The 16,108-nt window shown below is 72.2% G+C and carries 13 protein-coding genes and 3 pseudogenes; 10 read left to right on the forward strand and 6 right to left on the reverse strand.

The features are described from left to right. The first annotated feature begins 33 nt into the window (after positions 1–33). Positions 34–1,228 (forward strand): annotated as a pseudogene (locus tag WJ438_RS36375) (RNA-guided endonuclease InsQ/TnpB family protein). A gap of 417 nt (positions 1,229–1,645) precedes the next feature. Continuing rightward, positions 1,646–3,568 (forward strand): DUF1996 domain-containing protein, encoded by a 1,923-nt coding sequence (locus WJ438_RS36380; RefSeq protein WP_406729917.1) that lies wholly within the window; start codon positions 1,646–1,648, stop codon positions 3,566–3,568. Positions 3,569–3,661: 93 nt separating this feature from the next. On the opposite strand, the pseudogene WJ438_RS36385 reads toward WJ438_RS36380, so the two are convergent. Continuing rightward, positions 3,662–3,943, reverse strand: a pseudogene (locus tag WJ438_RS36385) (MMPL family transporter); the annotation flags it as partial. A 618-nt stretch (positions 3,944–4,561) separates the two neighbouring features. Here WJ438_RS36385 and WJ438_RS36390 point away from each other — a divergent pair. Then, positions 4,562–6,782 (forward strand): annotated as a pseudogene (locus WJ438_RS36390) (SpoIIE family protein phosphatase). Here the strand turns inward: WJ438_RS36390 and WJ438_RS36395 are convergent. Further along, positions 6,751–7,368 (reverse strand): PP2C family protein-serine/threonine phosphatase, encoded by a 618-nt coding sequence (locus tag WJ438_RS36395; RefSeq protein WP_406728957.1) that lies wholly within the window; start codon positions 7,366–7,368, stop codon positions 6,751–6,753. The pseudogene WJ438_RS36390 and the gene WJ438_RS36395 overlap by 32 nt on opposite strands. A 275-nt stretch (positions 7,369–7,643) precedes the next feature. On the opposite strand from WJ438_RS36395, the gene WJ438_RS36400 reads away from it, so the two are divergent. The 4 genes from WJ438_RS36400 to WJ438_RS36415 all read left to right on the forward strand — a co-directional run bounded on the left by WJ438_RS36400 (position 7,644) and on the right by WJ438_RS36415 (position 10,087). Continuing rightward, entirely contained in the window at positions 7,644–8,246 is a 603-nt protein-coding gene (locus tag WJ438_RS36400) for a hypothetical protein (protein WP_406728958.1), read from the forward strand. Between the two features lie 35 nt (positions 8,247–8,281). Then, a complete protein-coding gene (locus WJ438_RS36405; protein WP_406728959.1) occupies positions 8,282–8,548 on the forward strand; it encodes a hypothetical protein in 267 nt (88 codons plus the stop codon). A gap of 54 nt (positions 8,549–8,602) precedes the next feature. Next, complete coding sequence (locus WJ438_RS36410) at positions 8,603–9,526, forward strand: oxygenase MpaB family protein (protein WP_406728960.1); 924 nt, start codon at positions 8,603–8,605, stop codon at positions 9,524–9,526. A gap of 75 nt (positions 9,527–9,601) precedes the next feature. Then, a complete protein-coding gene (locus WJ438_RS36415) occupies positions 9,602–10,087 on the forward strand; it encodes an SRPBCC family protein (RefSeq protein WP_406728961.1) in 486 nt (161 codons plus the stop codon). Between the two features lie 14 nt (positions 10,088–10,101). On the opposite strand, the gene WJ438_RS36420 is transcribed toward WJ438_RS36415, so the two are convergent. The 4 genes from WJ438_RS36420 to WJ438_RS36435 all read right to left on the reverse strand — a co-directional run bounded on the left by WJ438_RS36420 (position 10,102) and on the right by WJ438_RS36435 (position 12,717). Further along, positions 10,102–10,809, reverse strand: a complete 708-nt coding sequence (locus WJ438_RS36420) for an adenosylcobinamide amidohydrolase (protein ID WP_406728962.1) — start codon at positions 10,807–10,809, stop codon at positions 10,102–10,104. 148 nt (positions 10,810–10,957) lie between these two features. Next, entirely contained in the window at positions 10,958–11,107 is a 150-nt protein-coding gene (locus WJ438_RS36425) for a hypothetical protein (protein WP_406728963.1), read from the reverse strand. Positions 11,108–11,219: 112 nt separating this feature from the next. Then, positions 11,220–12,308 (reverse strand): DUF6745 domain-containing protein, encoded by a 1,089-nt coding sequence (locus WJ438_RS36430; RefSeq protein ID WP_406728964.1) that lies wholly within the window; start codon positions 12,306–12,308, stop codon positions 11,220–11,222. Between the two features lie 82 nt (positions 12,309–12,390). Further along, on the reverse strand, positions 12,391–12,717 hold the full coding sequence (locus WJ438_RS36435; RefSeq protein ID WP_406728965.1) for a hypothetical protein: 327 nt from the start codon (positions 12,715–12,717) through the stop codon (positions 12,391–12,393). Positions 12,718–12,936: 219 nt separating this feature from the next. Between WJ438_RS36435 and WJ438_RS36440 the strand changes: the two genes are divergently transcribed. Genes WJ438_RS36440 through WJ438_RS36450 form a run of 3 tightly spaced genes read left to right on the forward strand, consistent with a single transcriptional unit; the run spans position 12,937 to position 16,091 of the window. Beyond that, the gene (locus WJ438_RS36440; protein WP_406728966.1) at positions 12,937–13,896 is read left to right on the forward strand and encodes an STM4015 family protein; all 960 of its coding nucleotides are present in this window, start codon (positions 12,937–12,939) and stop codon (positions 13,894–13,896) included. A gap of 7 nt (positions 13,897–13,903) precedes the next feature. Next, positions 13,904–14,869 carry an STM4015 family protein gene (locus tag WJ438_RS36445; protein WP_406728967.1) on the forward strand — a complete coding sequence of 322 codons (966 nt, stop codon included), beginning with the start codon at positions 13,904–13,906 and terminating at the stop codon, positions 14,867–14,869. Then, the gene (locus WJ438_RS36450; protein WP_406728968.1) at positions 14,850–16,091 is read left to right on the forward strand and encodes an STM4014 family protein; all 1,242 of its coding nucleotides are present in this window, start codon (positions 14,850–14,852) and stop codon (positions 16,089–16,091) included. Before WJ438_RS36445 ends, WJ438_RS36450 begins: the two co-directional genes overlap by 20 nt. Positions 16,092–16,108: the final 17 nt, after the last annotated feature.

A 16,108-nucleotide genomic window follows, 5' to 3' on the forward strand; every position in this document is an offset into this window, starting at 1 on the left:
GGTCTTCACGTGTGGCCGCACTAGTTTGCGAGGATGACCGGGAAGCGTGTGAAGCGGGCGTTCAAGTACCGCTTCTATCCGAGCGAGGCGCAGGCGGCTGAGCTTTCGCGCACGTTCGGGTGTGTGCGGAAGGTCTACAACCTCGCCCTCGAAGCCCGTACCGCGGCGTGGTATCAGCAGCAGGAGCGGGTCAACTACAACCAGACCTCGGCCATGCTCACCGCGTGGAAGAAGACCAAGGAACTCGCCTACCTGTCCGAGGTGTCGTCGGTGCCGTTGCAACAGTGCCTGCGGCACCTGCAGGGGGCGTTCGCCGCCTTCTTCGAGGGGCGGGCGAGGTACCCGCGATTCAAGTCGCGGAAGAAGAGCCGCCGTTCGGCGGAGTACACCAGCTCGGCATTCCGCTATCGGGACGGTCGCCTCACACTGGCCAAGATGCGTGAGCCTCTCGCCATCGTGTGGTCGCGCCCGCTCCCCGAGGGTGCGCAGCCGTCCACCGTGACCGTGTCCCAGGATGCGGCCGGCCGCTGGTTCGTGTCGATACTCTGCGAAGACGCCGTCCCCCTGACCCCGGCCACCACGGCGGTGGTCGGTATCGACGCGGGCATCACGTCCCTGGTGACCCTTTCCACCGGGGAGAAGATCACCAACCCGAAGCACGAGCGCCGCGACCGGGCACGCCTGGCCGAGGCTCAGCGGGAACTGTCCCGCAAGGCGAAGGGCTCAGCGAACCGGGACAAGGCCCGACTGAAGGTCGCCCGCGTGCACGCCCGGATCGCCGACCGCAGGCGGGATTTCCTGCACCAGCTGACCACTCGGCTCGTTCGTGAGAACCAAACGATCGTGATCGAGGATCTGACCGACCGCAACGTGATGAAGAACCACACTCTGGCCCGCGCCATCTCGGATGCGAGTTGGATCGAGATGCGGTCCATGCTGGAGTACAAAGCCCCAGTGGTACGGGCGTGAGGTGATCGCGGTGGACCGGTGGTTCCCCTCGTCCAGGTTGTGCTCCGCCTGCGGGACGATCCGGGCGAAGCTTCCGCTGAACGTCCGTGAGTGGACGTGCGACTGCGGCGCGGTCCACGATCGCGACGTGAACGCGGCGCAGAACATGAGGGCTGCCGGGCTGGCGGTCTCGGCCTGTGGAGCCGGTGTAAGGCCTCAACGGAGTTCTCCGGGCGGGCAGCCGACGATGAAGCAGGAAACCCCACGGCGCGAGCCGTAGGACTTCCCCTCGTGAACGAGGGGGAGGATGTCAAGTCGTCTACACGATCTCCTGGGGCAGGCAGGCCTCGCACATGGACCAGACGTACTTCCTCTGCAGTGACGTGAACTTCCGCTGACAGGTGGTTGCTTCATCTGCCCGGCCCCCAAAGTTCCCTCCGCGCACGCCGAGTCGGGCGGGAACCCCGGGGGCTCGGGTACCTCCCGGGCAAGGGAGTTCTGAGAATCCTCGAAGAAACCGTGAAGCACTTGAACGCACTGCGACGCACCTACGTATGGGGCGTGGGAATTCCATGCCCACCCCCCGCGACAAAAGCGTAGGAGCACTGCCTTGGCACGCAACACACGCAGACGCCCACGAGGTCCACAGCGCGCGACCTTCGCCGCGGTCGCGCTGATCCTGGGCGGAGGGGGGTTGATGGCGGCCAATGTCTACGCTTCCGCTACGGAGGACGACGCCGCGGGCGGAGCCGGTCAGGCACGCGTCCTCGGCGGCGCCACCATCGACTGCCCCGACGTGGCGACCAACCTGACCACGGTGCCCGAGAAGGCGCGACCGGACGTCGACAAGGAACTGGCGGCGCTGGACGAGCAGATCGCCCAGGCCTACCAGCGCCTGGGGGAGTCCGCGCAGGCCATTCAGCAGGACCCCGGCGTCGCCGACGACAAGGTCGTCGACCCGCTCGAGGAGGAGCGCTCCGCGACCCTCGAACGCATCGCGGGCGCCATGGAGAAGGAGGGTGACCGCCCCGAGGACCTCGACGAACTCGCCGGCTGCTCCGTCCGCGACTCCGGAAACGCGTCCGCCCAGCCGGGAGACGGCCAGGACGGGAGCGACCAGGAGGGCGACCAGGGCGAAGGGGGCGACAACGGCGGTGACGGCCAGGGCCAGGGCGGCGGAAACGGCGGACAGGCGGGCAACGGGCCCGTCGCCGCGGACTTCGTGGACATCAAGAGTGTCCAGCCCAACGTGGTCAAGCCCGACCCGACGGCGGACGCTTCGAAGGGAACCTTCATCAGCAGTTGCGGAGTCAACGAGAACGGCCTGTTCAACTCGGACAACGTGATCGCCGCCCCCGGTGTCGCCAACGGCGCGCACCACTTCCACGACTACATCGGCAACCAGGCCACCAACGCCTTCTCCAGCGACGACCAGTTGACGGCGGCCGACACCAGCTGTGAGGACCAGGGCGACAAGTCGTCGTACTACTGGCCCGTGCTGCGGCTGCAGAACGGCACCGAGGAACGGGACGCCAACTCCCCCGGCGGCGGAATCGAGGGCAACGTCGGTGAGATCATGACCCCCAAGGAGGTCACGCTGACGTTCGTGGGCAACCCGCAGGGCGAGGTCACGGCCATGCCGCGGCTACTGCGCATCATCACCGGTGACGCCAAGTCGTTCGTCAATGGCCCCGCCAACGCCAACGCGTCCTGGAGCTGCACCGGCTTCGAGAACCGGCAGCTCGAGGACAAGTACCCGCTGTGTCCACAGGGAAGCGACGTGGTCCGCACCTTCGACTTCCAAAGCTGCTGGGACGGCCGCAACACCGACAGTGCCAACCACCGTACGCACATGGCGTTCGTGGACGCCGAGGGCAACTGCCCGTCCGGCTTCACGCCCGTGCCGCAGCTGGTCCAGCGCATCGTCTACGACGTCGACGCGCCGAGCCTGGACGACGGCGGCGCGACCACCCCGCTGTTCGCCGTGGACTCCTTCCCGGAGCAGTTGCACAAGCCGGGCACCGACCACGGCGACTTCATCAACGTCTTCGACGAGGACCTGATGCGGGAGATGGTCGACTGCATCAACAGCGGCCGCACCTGCGGTGCCGACGCCGGCGACGGTGGTGAACAGCCGGGTGAGGACCCGAAGGAGGAGCCCACCGAGGCTCCCGGCAAGGGCGGCAACGGCGTCGAGCAGCCCGACAACGGCGCCGACCAGCCGGGCGACAAGGGCGACAAACCTGGCGACGGTGACGGCCGGCAGGAGAACCCCTCGGAGCCCCCGGCCGACGGCCAGGCCACCGAGGAGCCCGCGGGCGACGACGCCATCACCCCGCCCGGAGAAAAGCAGCCCGAGGTCCGGGCCTCGGTCCCGTCCAAGGGCGACGGAGTGGCGGGCGCGGACAACCAGCAGGGCGACGACGCCGGTCAGGAGACGCCGGGCGTCGGCACGGCGACCAACGACGCCGGCCGGCAGACCGCGGCGGCCGACGCCACCGAGCCGCAGGCCGTGAGCGGCGGTCTGGCCGAGACGGGTGCCCAGCTCTGGCCGGCGGCCGCGGGCGCGGTCCTGGTCGTCACCGGCTTCGTGCTGCTGCGCCGCGTGCGCCGTACCTGAGCCGACACCTCCCGCGCGGTGAGGCGTGGGTACGTACGACGGCGGCAGGCCCCGTGGGGCCTGCCGCCGTCGCGTCGCACGTCCCGCTATCCGGGCGTGGGCGACCGGGGCTTTGGCGTCGCCGGTGCGCAGCCAGGCCTCGTGGACGCGGGAGAGCAGAAAGATCTCGTAGTCCGTGCTGAGGCCGATGAGGGCGAGCATCGTCATCGGCACGTAGCTCTCGATCGGCACCGTGCCGGACACACCGAGCGCGGACCCGCCCCAGCCCCACTGGAAGACGGCGGCGACGAGCTGTAGGAGGCGGTTGAGGGACAGGGCGTTGCGGACGGCCGCCTTGAGGGCGACGAGCAGCCCTCGGAACATCGCCAGGATGATGCGGTCGATGCGCCGGCCGATCAGCCCAACAGGGCTGGGACAGGGTCGGCGCGCCGATGACGGCGGAGACGACCGTGACGGCGGCGGCGAGCCCCGGCTCGCGCCGAAGGAGACACCGGGTGCGGACAGACCGGCGAGGGCGATGATCACCGTGCGGCCGGAGACGGCGACCGCCCGCATGCCCGGTTCGGAAGCCTTCCGGAACCGGTCCGGGCCGAGGAAAGGGGCGAGGAGCGTCCGGCCGTCGTGCCGGCCCCGCCCGTAACGCGTCCAACCCGGACGAGTGGCCGGTGCGCTACTGTCCGTGAGGCCGCCGCTCTGCGCGCCGTATGCAGCGGCACGACGGGCCCTCGGTCCGTGCCCCTGCCCATGCCGTGCCGACTTCCGGCACCCTTCCGAAATCCTCCTGCGCGAGGGTGGCCACAGCCGGTGGAGGCCCGGTGCCCCGGCGTGACACCCCCGCCGCCCCCGAGCGGACGGGCTGCGACGACATGCTCGCGGAGCGGGTCGGGCGTACCGTCCGAGGTATGAGCCGTGTACGTCCCGGAGGGAACAGCGGGCACGTACGCACCCTCTCTGACGGGCGGGCAGCCTTCCTGCCACCGGACGGAGGCCGTGATGTCCAGGATGAACGAGCCGCTCCTGGGCGCCGCGTCGCTGGACGACGCCCTGGGCGCGGGCCTGGCCGCCACGGTGCGGAGCACCGGAGCCTCGGTCGGCGCCCTCTACCTGTTGGACGCGGCGGACGGACTGCTGCGACTGGGCTGGCTGAGCGGGATCCCGGAGGATTTCTGCACGCCGTGGCAGCGGCTGTCCCTCACCACACCGACGCCCGTCACCGACGCCGTCTGCGAGGACCGGCTGGTCTGGGTTGGCGGCCAGGACGAGATGGCGCGCAGATACCCCCAAACCGCCGCCGTCCTGCCGTACCCGTTCGCGGTGGCCGCGATGCCCCTGACCGGTGTCCGCCGCTGCAGGGGCGCCATCGGCCTGATGTGGCCCGCCGACCACCCGCAGCACGTGACGGCCCGCGAACGGCACAACATCACGACCAGCGCACGTCACCTCGCACGTCTCCTGGACGACAGCTCTCAGCCGCCCTCCCTCCTCGACCACCCGCGGATCGTCACCCCGGACGTCGTGGTCCGCCCGGCGCAGACCGGGCTGGCCGCCTCCGACTATCTCGAGCGGCTGCCCGAGGGCGCGCTGTCCCTCGATCTGGAGGGCCGGATCACCTTCCTCACCACCGCCGCAGCCCGCCTGCTCGGCCGCCGTACGGAACAACTCCTCGGCACCAGGCCCTGGCAGGCCCTGCCCTGGCTGGACGACCCGGTCTACGAGGACCACTACCGCACGGCGGTGGTCAGCCGGGTACCCGTGACCTACGTCGCCTGCCGCCCGCCGGGCCAGTGGCTGACCTTCGAGCTCCACCCCGGCAGCAGCGGCATCAGCGTCCGCGTCACCCCCCGGAAGGAGCACACTGCCGCCCTGTCCAGGCCCGTGGACTCGCCGCGCCCCGCGCCGGCCCCCACGGGACGTCTGCACCAGCTGGTCCATCTGGCCGCCGCGCTCACCGAGACGGTGACCGTGCGGGACATCGTGGACCTGATCACCCACCAGATACTGCCCGCCTTCGAAGCCCAGGGACTGATGCTCGCTTCGGCCGAGGCCTGGCCTGCAGATCGTCGGCCATCACGGCTACCCCGGCGACATCGTGGAACGGCTCGACGCCCTGGCCTTGGACACGGAACTCACCCCTGCGGGTGATGTCCTGGCCAGTGGCACGGCCGCCTTCTTCAACAGCCGGGACGAGATCGCCGCCGGATACCCCAGGGCCGTCCACCTCAGCGACAAGACGGCCTGGGCCTTCCTCCCGCTGGCCATCTCGGGACGGCCGGTGGGCTGCTGCGTCCTGTCCTACGACCGGCCGCACGTCTTCACCGCCGACGAGCGCGCCGTCCTGACCTCCCTGGCCGGCCTGATCGCCCAGGCCCTCGACCGCGCCCGCCTCTACGACGTCAAGCACCACCTCGTCACCGCCCTGCAGCGAACCCTGCTGCCCCGTGCCCTGCCCACCGTGCCCGGCCTCGACCTCGCCGTCCGCTACCTGCCCGCCGGACACGGCCTCGACGTCGGCGGTGACTTCTACGACATACTGCGCCTCGACGACACCACCGTGGCCGCCGTCATCGGGGACGTGGAGGGCCACGGCGTCACCGCGGCGGCGCTCATGGGCCAGGTCCGTCTCGCCGTCCACGCGCACGCCACGGCCGGCGCGGCGCCGGACAAGGTCCTCACCCGAACCAATCGGCTCCTCGCGGACCTGGACTCCGAACTGCTCGTCTCCTGCCTCTACGCCCATGTCGACCTGGCCCGCCACGAAGTGACCCTCTCCAACGCCGGACACGTCCCGCCGCTGCTGTGCCGTGCCCCCGGACGGGCAGACGTGGTGGACCTTGACCCCGGACCGCTGCTCGGCATCGGCACCGGCGGCCACTATCCGGTCACCACCGTCGGCCTTCCCCCGGGCGCCGTCCTCGCCCTCTACACCGACGGACTGGTGGAGGCCCCCGGCACCGACGCCACCCGCGCCACTGAGCGGCTCGCCGAAGGGCTGGCGGCGGGCGCCGACCTGGACCTGCGCCGGCTCATCGCCCGCCTCCTGTACCCCGTGGACCACGCCGGCCAGTCCGCCGACGACGTCACCGTCCTCCTCCTGCGGGCCGCGGAACAGGGGCAGGGCCGGGGGGATGGCGAGGGGCAGGGTGATGCCCCGGCTGAGGCCCCGGGCGCCGACGGCACGGAGGTCAGGACCCTGCCACCCGACGGAACGCCGTGAGCAGCGGTGCCACGTGGTCCTGCCGGTCCTCGACCCTGCGGGCCGCCCTCACCAGTCGGTCGGCGAGCTCCTCCACCGAGTCGGCGCCGCTGTGTGCCAGCGTGTGGCGGACCGCGTCGATCCCGGTCTCGATGTCCCTGCCGGGCTGCTCGACCAGCCCGTCGGTGTACAGCGCGAGGACGCTGCCGGGCGCCAGGGTGAGCGCGGTGACGGGGTGGAGGGAGTCCGCCTCGACCCCCGGCATCACGCCGCCGCCGGGATCCGGGCTCTCGGTGCGGCCGTCGGAGTGGCGCAGCAGCGGCGGGGAACGGCCGGCCCGCACGGCGAAGGCACGGCCGATACCCGGATCGAGCTCGACGGAGCAGCAAGTGGCGAAGGCATCCGCCTCCAGGGCGGCCAGACGCGCGCAGCGGCGGGAACGCCCAGGAGCACATCCGGTCCAGGCGATCCCCGGACAGGCATGGCTCAGCGCGTCGTGCAGCGCGCCGCCTACCGGCATCCGCCACCACGGCTTCAGCAGCGACCGCGGGACCCCGGTCACCACGCACAGCACCAGCGAACGCCGGTCCCGCGACCGCAGATACACCAGGCCGCCCGTACCCTCCGAGGCTTTCGACCGCCGCCACCACGGGCTGTACGAGCGCGTCCTCGACCCGACTCGTTTCCCCGGCGGCTGCCTCTTCCCTCCCGTGTCCTCCCGGTGCGGACGCACAGGACGTCCCTCGTTCCCTCCTCACCAGGATGTGCCACGCCCGGTGCCCCGGCGCGGCGGGGAACGACCGAAGGAGCCTCTCGGCGCAACCATTGGCCCAACTCGGTCGTCTCACCCGATATCAGCAGGAGGCGACCCTTGGGGCGGAAATGATTAAAACAAGAATAATTTTCGTGACTCTGGCGCTCGTGGGCGGCACGCTGGGAACGGCGGCGGTCCCCGCCGCCGCCACACCCGCCGTCTCCACCCAGGCCGCGACGTCCCGGTCCACGGCGTGCCCCACCGGCTGGAGCAGCCTGGTCAAGGCCGACCCCACCACCACGGCCACGACGGCACCGGTCCGGGACGTCAGGACCGGACACCACACCTGCTACGACCGGATGGTCGTCCACCTGCCGGGAGCGGGCGGCAGCGGCATCGGGTACACGGTCCAGTACGTCGACCGGCTGTACCAGGACGGCTCCGGCAGGCACCTCCCCGTCGCCGGCGGCGCCGTCCTCGAAGTGCGTGTGGCCGCTCCGCCGTACGACCCCGAGACCGGCCGGCCCACCTATCCCGCGCGCGCCGGACAACCCCTGCCGGGAGTGGACCTGACCGGGTACCGCACCTTCAGGGACGCGCGGTTCGCAGCCGGCTTCGAGGGCGACACCCAGATCGGGCTCGGGGTGCGCGCCCGGTTGCCGTTCAGGGTGCTGCAGCTCCCGGACCGTCTTGTGATCGACGTCGCCCACAGCTGGACGGGCGCGCGCTGAACGCGATTGTCAGTGGTGGATGCCACCCTGCCGGTATGGACGAGCTGGAGTTCATGCGCGGCAGGGTCTACGGAGCGGACCACGACGATCCGGGGCCGCGCGACGGGCGGTTGTACGTGGAGCTGGTCGGAGGACCGCTGGACGGTCTCCTGCTGGACATCACGGACCGTTCCGAGACGGAACTGCGAGGCGGCGTCGGGCTGCCCACCGAGATGGGCCGCTACGGCGCGGGCGGCCGTGCCCTGTACGCGCCCCGCGACAGGGGCGGGCGTGTGTTCGACTGGAAGGGTGATGTCCCCTGAACACGTGGCCCGCGTCGACCGGCCGGCGCGGGCGCGAGGAGGTGGGAGTGAGCCATGGGACTCCTTTCGGACAGCGGCTGGGTGGTGCGCGACCGGATCGGTGACGCGATCTTCTCCCGGGTGGCGGGACCGGAAGGCCGCGACAACCGTGCCCGTATCCACGGCACGCCCGGCCCGCGCTGGTTCGGTCCCGAGCGGCCGGTCAGACGGGTGCACGCGGACGCCTCGATGTTCATCGGCGGACTGTCGGCGCTGTTGCTCCAGTCGCTCCACCCACTGGCCATGGCCGCCATCGCCGGGCATTCGGGCTTCCGCGGCGACCCCTGGGGGCGCCTCCAGCGGACCAGCACCTTCCTCGCCGTGACCACCTACGGCCCGGCCGACAGCGCCCAGCAGGCGGTCGACCGGGTACGCGCGGTGCACGAGAGGGTGCGCGGCACGACCCCCGCCGGCCAGGAGTACCGGGCCGCGGACCCCCACCTGCTGTGCTGGGTGCACATCGCGGAGGTCGACTCCTTCCTGCGCGCCCACCAGCGCTACGGCGCCCGGCCACTGGACGCCGCCGACTGCGACGCGTACGTCGAGGACATGGCGCGCATCGCCATCGCGCTCGGCGTGCCCGACCCGCCGACGAACCGCGCGGAGCTCACCGACCGCCTGGCCGCCTACCGGGGGGAACTGCGTTCGACGCCCGAGGCGCGCAGCGCGGCGCGTTTCCTGCTGCTCAACCCGCCCGTACCGGTCCTCGCCCGGCTGCCGTACGGCGCCCTCGCCGCCGGCGCGGTGTCCCTGCTGCCGGTCTGGGCCTCTCGGGCGCTGTGGCTGCCCCGGGCACCGACTGTCGAGGGCGTGTTCGTCCGGCCGTTCGGCACCGCGGTGACCGCCGGCCTCCGCTGGGCCCTGGCCCGGCCCGGCGGGCCCGCACGGCGCGGGCGGCCCGACCGTCTTACCGGCCCGGGGCAGGGCACCGCCGGTTGACGCGTCCGACAGTGGGCACTCAGTGCTGGCTGGTGTGCTGGTGCACTCGTGGAGTTCCGGACACGGGAGGACGTCATGGCGGTTCGTCATCGTCTGATCAGAACGAGTCCGCAGACCGTCTGGGAGGTACTTGCGGACGGCAGCCGCTATGCGGACTGGGTGGTGGGGTCCTCGCTGTCGGAGCCGGTGCGGGGGCAGTGGCCCCGGCTCGGCGCGGCGATCCGCTACGAGGTACGGCTCGGGCCCCTGCGACTGTCCAACGAGACGGTCGTCCGACGCTGTCAGCGGGGCGAGGCCCTGGAACTCGAGGCATGGGCGGGTCCGCTCGGCACGGCGCGGATCGCCTTCGAACTGCGGCCCTGGGGGGACGAATGCCTGGTGATCGTGGACGAGCATCCCCTGCGGGGTGTCGGCGGCCGGCTGCACAACCTGGCCGTGGAGGTGCTGATCCAGGTCCGCCACCGCGCGATGCTCGCAAGGCTGGCGGACCTCTGCGAGAAGGAGGCCGCCGAGTGGGAACGCCGCCGCTCCCTCGGCCAGGTCGTCGCGTCGGAGCCCTGACGCGACGACGCCCGTCAGGGGGACGGAGTCGCCTCGTGGACGGCGCGGTGGACGGCACGCGCCAACCGTGCTCCCCACCGGGAGCGGGGCCCGGCGAAGGCGTGTGACGCCTTGCCGGGAGAGGGAGTACGGGCGGCGACGCACACCGCGTCGGTGGGGGTGCCGGAACAGTCGTGACCGGCATCCAGCAGTGCCTGCACCTTCGCCTCCGTGGCCGTGGCCACCGCGTTGACCAGCGCGGCGTCGGTGAGCGGCACCGGCAGGGCGACGACGATGTTGATCGTGCCCGGCGTGTGCGCGCCGTCGGTGCCCCCGGTGCCCTCCGCGCCCGCCTCCTCGGTGTCGAAGGCCGCGGCCCAACCGCGTACGTCGATACCCGAGGTGACGACCGCCTCCGCGCCCTCGTCGTGGGCGTGGCCGTACGCCGAGACGTCGGCGGCCGTCATCAGCCCCACGCCCCGCCCGCGTGCGCCCGCCCCGGCGGCGATGTCGGTGAGATGGCGGTCGGGGTCGGTGCGCCGGTACCCGTGGGGGACCTGGGCGTTGAGGACCCAGGCCCGCTCGCCGATGCCTCCGCCCAGTACCGCGCTGCTGATCATCCGCAGGTCCGGCCCCGGAATCCACAGCAAGGCGTGCAGTCGTTCACCGTCCTCGACACGGGTCAGGCGGCGTGGGCGCAGCAGCCCGACGGGAGTGCGGGGCGGTGGGAGGACGGCGGTCACCGGGCAGAACTCCTTGCGGGATCGGGGTCGGCCGATCGTATGCCGGAGCGGCCGACCCGGCCCGCACGGGGCCCGCTCAGCCCGCTGCTGCCGCCACTGCTCCCGCCGCCGGCGTCGCGGTGGGCGTGCCGACGGGCGGGGGACGCGGTCAATGGCGACGGCCGCGGAGCTTGCTCAGCAGGCGCTGCGCCTGTGCGCGGCGCCGGGGGTCGGCTGCGGCACGTCGTACCTGCTCGGTCGCGCGCTGCCCCTGGGGGCTCTTGGCGAACCGCTTGATGCGTTCCACGATGCCGGGCATGAGGGCTCCTTTCCACGGGCCTGCGCCCTTGCCGTCCTCGGCGTTCCTGTTCTCGTCCTCCTTCGTCTACCCCCGTGAAGGCGGACTCAGCCCTGCGGACGCCCGTACGGGCTCACGTCTGCTTCAGCGGCTCGTACACCCCGGGGTGCACACCGAACGTCCAGGCCACCCCCTCGCGGGCGGTCCGCGTCGTCGGCGGTACCCGGAGCCAGTACGTGCGACGGGTACCGTCGGGCTCCGGAGTGGAGTTGACGACCTCCACCATCACGACCGCCTCATCGTCGACGAGTTCGACACGCCAGAGCGTGCCCGTCTCGTCCTGGTGCACGGGCTCGGCCCCGGAGTCGTTCAGGTAGCGGTCGTAGCCGTAGTACTCGAGCATCACCCGGCGCAGTTCGGCGTTCTCCTCGGCCCGGATCCGCTCCGGAGTGAGGGTACGCAGCTCCTCCAGGAAGGCACGCGGCACCGGCATGCCGCGCCAGGCGCACAGGGCGAAGCCGTCGGGGAACTCCAGCGCCGGGCCGTCCCCGTGGTCCAGCCGGCCCGCCTCGTCACGGTGCAGGGCGACCGGGCGTTCGCACACCACCGCCACCTTCTCGAACGGCCACCACCAGCCGGCGCTGCGGCACACCTGGACCAGTCCGTCGAGCGGGGACCCGGCGCTGTCCAGGGCGGCCAGCCACGGCGCGTCGTGCTGCCCGAGCAGCGCGTCCAGGAGGACCAGCCGTATCGCGGTACGGGCGTCGGCGTCGTCGGCCGCGAGATCGTCGAGCACCCCGGTGCGGATCCGGTCGACCAGCGCCTGTGTGGAGTCCCAGAGCGCACCACCGGTCGCCGACCAGCGCCGTGACCAGCCTGCCGCGCCCAACTCCTCGTGCAGGCGCCCGCGCTCGGCCGCCCAGGGTGCCGTGCGCACCGCCTCACGCACACTCACCCCGAAGTCCGTCCCCTGCCGCACCAGTGCCACGCCCTCGCGCGGCGAACCGGCCCAGACCACCCGCTCCGGCTCCGGCAGCCCGACACGCCGGTACGCCAGCCGGATGCCTTCCTCGGCCGCCGCCCGGTCGGCGGGCACAGCGCTCGCGGCCCACGCACGCCAGTGCCCCAGCCCGTCCGCGTGTCCGCCGCCCGCCTCGCCCGTCCCCTGTGCAAAGCCCTCGGCCCCGGCCGCCGCCCCGCTCGCCCACTGCGTCATCGTCATCGTCCCCTGTCCGCGCCGCTCGTACGGCCCGTACCGTCCGTACCGTTCGTGTGGTCCGTGCTGCTTGTGCCGCTCGTGCCGCTCAGTCGGCGACGAGCCGTACCGCACCGGGGACGTACTCGCGCTGCCGGATCACGCGGTACCACCCCTCGGGCAGCGGGATGGCCGCGTGCTCCTCGTGCACCACCCGGCCGCCCTCGGGCAGATGCAGCAGCAACGGGCCGAAGGGCCCGGGCTCACTGACCAGTTCGCCCTTGCCGACGACCGCGTGCGCATGCCCGGTGACCTCCCCCAGAGCCAGTACGAGCCGCCCGCGGGCGTCGCGGGGCTCCTTGGGCGCGTCCGGGACGTGCGAGGGCACCGCCTCGTCCGCGACGGGCACGATCAGCACGTCTCCCTGCCGGTACATGGATCTCCCCTCCACTCCGGCGCACGGTGCTCCGGAGTCCATGCGAGGACCGTACGGACCACCACTGACACCGCCCCCTCGCCAGGGCCGCCGCCGGGCGTTGTCAGTCGCTGTTGGTAGAACTGCTGCACGCACCGTCGGACGGCCCGCAGCCCGGGTTCCCCCGACGGCGCCGGATCACTTACCACCCACTCGTCCGGCTCACGTCAGGAGCAGCGCATGGCCATCGGTGGCAACCTCGAGAAGTTGTACGGACTTCCCGCCTTCTCCTTCCCCGGGCCGTCCGAGACGACGACGGAGCTGCCCGAGCCCGACGCCGTGGCCTGGCGGGTCGCCACCGACTCGTACGACGCCGAGGAGGCGTGGACGGCGGCCTTCGCCCGGTTCTGCGACCGGGTCGACACGACGGGGGTGCGCGCCCTGATCGTCGGCGCCTGGGAGGACGCGTACGACTCGGACCCGTCCGAGGTCATCGAGGCGCTGCTGGCCGCACGCGACCGCCTGCCCGCCCTGCGGGCGCTGTTCCTCGGGGACATCACGTTCGAGGAGTGCGAGATCTCCTGGATCAACCAGACCGACGTCACCCCCCTGCTGGCCGGCTTTCCGGCCCTGGAGGAGTTCGCGGTGCGGGGCGGCCAGGGGCTCCGCTTCCCCGCCCTGCGCCATGACGCACTGCGCACGCTGACCATGGAGACCGGCGGTCTCCCGGTGGACGTCGTCCGGGGCGTCGGGGCCAGCGAACTGCCCTCGCTGGAACACCTCGACCTGTGGCTCGGCACCTCGTGGTACGGCGCCGACAGCGAGGCCGCGGACCTGGAACCGATCCTGTCCGGCGCCCGGCTGCCGCGCCTGCGCCACCTCGCCCTGCGCAACAGCGAGATCCAGGACGAGGTCGCCGTCGCCGTGGCGGCCGCCCCGGTGGTCGCCCGTCTCGAGGTGCTCGACCTGTCCATGGGCACCCTCAGTGACGAGGGCGCCGTCGCTCTCCTCGGCGGCCAGCCGCTGACGCATCTCAAGAAGCTCGACCTGCACCACAACTACCTGAGCGAGCCCCTGCGGCAGCGCCTGCGCGAAACCCTCGCACCCGCGGGTGTCGAGGTGGATCTCGACCAGGACGACGCCGACTGGGACGAGGACGACGACGGCACCGTCCACCGCTACGTGTCCGTGGGGGAGTGAGCACCGCGTGTCCTATTACCCCTCCCACCTGACGCGCTTCCACGACCTGCCCGTGCACGTCTTCGCCGACGACGACGCCGAGCAGGGCGCGGGCCCGAGCCTCCCCGCTCCCGCTTCGGTCGCCTGGCGACTGACGGCCGAATGGGACGAACGAGAGGTCCCGTTCGAGGAGCGGTGGAACCGGTTCCTGGACCGGGTCCGTACCGACGAGGTCGTGGCCCTGGTCATCGGCGCCTGGTGGCAGGAGTGGGACGAAGACGGGATCGGCCCCGTCCTCGACCTGCTCACGGCCGAGGCACACCGGTTCCCCGGACTGCGGGCGGTGTTCCTCGCGGACGTCGAGTCCGAGGAGACGGAGATCTCCTGGATCAAACAGGGCGACGTCAGCCGGGTGCTGCGCGCCTGGCCCGGCCTGTGCGAGCTGGGCCTGCGCGGCTCCGAGGACCTGGTGATCGAGCCGCTGCGACACGCGGCGCTGCGCAGGCTGCGCGTCGAGTCCGGCGGCCTGGCCCCCGAGCCGGTGCGCGCCCTGGCGGCCTGCGAGCTGCCCGCCCTGCACCACCTGGAGCTGTGGCTGGGCACCAGCTGGTACGGCGGTGACTGCACCGCCGCCGACGTCCGGGCACTGCTGACCGGGCTGAGCCGCAGTCCCGGGCTGCGCCACCTGGGCCTGTGCAACAGCGACATCCAGGACGAGATCGCCGCGGCGGTGGCCGCCGCGCCCGTCGTCGCGGGTCTGGACTCCCTGGACCTGAGCATGGGCACCCTCGGCGACGAGGGAGCAACCGCGCTGCTCTCCGGCCAGCCGCTGACCCATCTGCGGGCGCTCGACCTCGGACACCACTTCATGAGCGACGAGATGGCCCACCGCGTGCGCGAGGCCATGGCACCGCACGTCCCGGACCTCGGCCTCACTCCCGCCCGGCGCAACCAGTACAGTCCGGAGAACCGTTATGTCGCCGTCGGGGAATGATCCGGGGCGGGCCGGTCCCGCGCCGCGCTTCGCGGTCGTCGGCAACCCGGAGAACCGCAGGATCACCCTCTTCGCCGACGCCGTCCGCGCGGCCGGACTGCCCGCACCGCGCGTCGTGCCCTGGGTAGCGGTCCTGCGCTCGGACGGAGCGGACTTCCCGGCCGACGAGATCGTCCGGCTCGACTCGCCCGGTGAGAACCCGGAAGTCGACCGGCTGCTGCGGGACGCCCAGGACCCCACGAGGGTCGAGGGCTCGGCGCGCTGGTACGCGCGATTCACCCGGGCCACGCGCGGACTGCGCGGCGGTGTCCGCCTCGACGACCCCGACGAACTGGCCGTCCTCTTCGACAAGCGGCGCTGCCACGCCACCCTCGCCGCGGCGGACGTGCCCGTACCCTGGTCGCCCACTTCGGGAGCCGCCGCGGAACCCGTCCGGGGCTGGGACGACGTACGCGCGCTCATGCGCCGGCACCGGATGCCGAGGCTCTTCGTCAAACTCGCGCACGGTTCCTCGGCCTCCGGCGTGCTCGCCGTCGAGTCGTCGGCGGACGGCCGTATCCGTGCCACCACTTCCGTCGAACTCGCCCCGGAGGGAGCGCTGTTCAACTCCCTGAAGGTGCGCCGCTACGAACGGGAACGGGACATCGCCGCCATCGTGGACGCGCTTGCCCCGGACGGTCTGCACCTCGAACGCTGGCTGCCCAAGGCCTCGTTGCGGGGCCGCGTCACCGACCTGCGGATCGTGGTGGTGGCCGGCCGCGCGACCCACGCCGTGGTGCGCACCAGCAGCTCACCGCTGACCAACCTCCACCTCGGCGGCAGCCGCGGCGATCTCGACGCGGTCCGGGACGCCGTACGGGCGGCGGGCGGGCGGTGGACCGACGTCCTCGCCCTGTGCGAACGGGCGGCGGCCTGCTTCCCGCACACCCTGTGCGTGGGCGTCGACCTGCTCCCGGCAATCGGCTGGCGCCGGTTCGCGGTCGGCGAGGTCAACGCCTTCGGCGACCTGCTGCCCCGCCTCACGGGCCTGCCGGGCAGCGGAGCGGAAGGCCTCGGCACCTACGCGGCCCAGATCGCCGCGGTCCTGCGCCGCACCGGCCTCGGAGGCGGCCTCGGACCCCCGAATCCTTCGTATCGTCCGCATGACGCGCATGACGTGTATGACGCGCACCACCAGCACCAGCAGCAGCACAGAACGGGAACCACCCATGCCAGCGCCTGACATGAACGTGCCGGACA

It is taken from the genome of Streptomyces sp. GD-15H (assembly GCF_045291515.1).
GTDB lineage: Bacteria > Actinomycetota > Actinomycetes > Streptomycetales > Streptomycetaceae > Streptomyces.

What these genes read in the sequence shown, in the direction of transcription:
- WJ438_RS36380 (WP_406729917.1), top strand. Translation starts at nt 1,646, where the DNA reads ATGGCGGCCAATGTCTACGCTTCCGCTACGGAGGACGACGCCGCGGGC.
- WJ438_RS36400 (WP_406728958.1), top strand. Translation starts at nt 7,644, where the DNA reads ATGATTAAAACAAGAATAATTTTCGTGACTCTGGCGCTCGTGGGCGGC.
- WJ438_RS36405 (WP_406728959.1), top strand. Translation starts at nt 8,282, where the DNA reads ATGGACGAGCTGGAGTTCATGCGCGGCAGGGTCTACGGAGCGGACCAC.
- WJ438_RS36410 (WP_406728960.1), top strand. Translation starts at nt 8,603, where the DNA reads ATGGGACTCCTTTCGGACAGCGGCTGGGTGGTGCGCGACCGGATCGGT.
- WJ438_RS36415 (WP_406728961.1), top strand. Translation starts at nt 9,602, where the DNA reads ATGGCGGTTCGTCATCGTCTGATCAGAACGAGTCCGCAGACCGTCTGG.
- WJ438_RS36425 (WP_406728963.1), bottom strand. Translation starts at nt 11,107, where the DNA reads ATGCCCGGCATCGTGGAACGCATCAAGCGGTTCGCCAAGAGCCCCCAG.
- WJ438_RS36430 (WP_406728964.1), bottom strand. Translation starts at nt 12,308, where the DNA reads ATGACGATGACGCAGTGGGCGAGCGGGGCGGCGGCCGGGGCCGAGGGC.
- WJ438_RS36435 (WP_406728965.1), bottom strand. Translation starts at nt 12,717, where the DNA reads ATGTACCGGCAGGGAGACGTGCTGATCGTGCCCGTCGCGGACGAGGCG.
- WJ438_RS36440 (WP_406728966.1), top strand. Translation starts at nt 12,937, where the DNA reads ATGGCCATCGGTGGCAACCTCGAGAAGTTGTACGGACTTCCCGCCTTC.
- WJ438_RS36450 (WP_406728968.1), top strand. Translation starts at nt 14,850, where the DNA reads ATGTCGCCGTCGGGGAATGATCCGGGGCGGGCCGGTCCCGCGCCGCGC.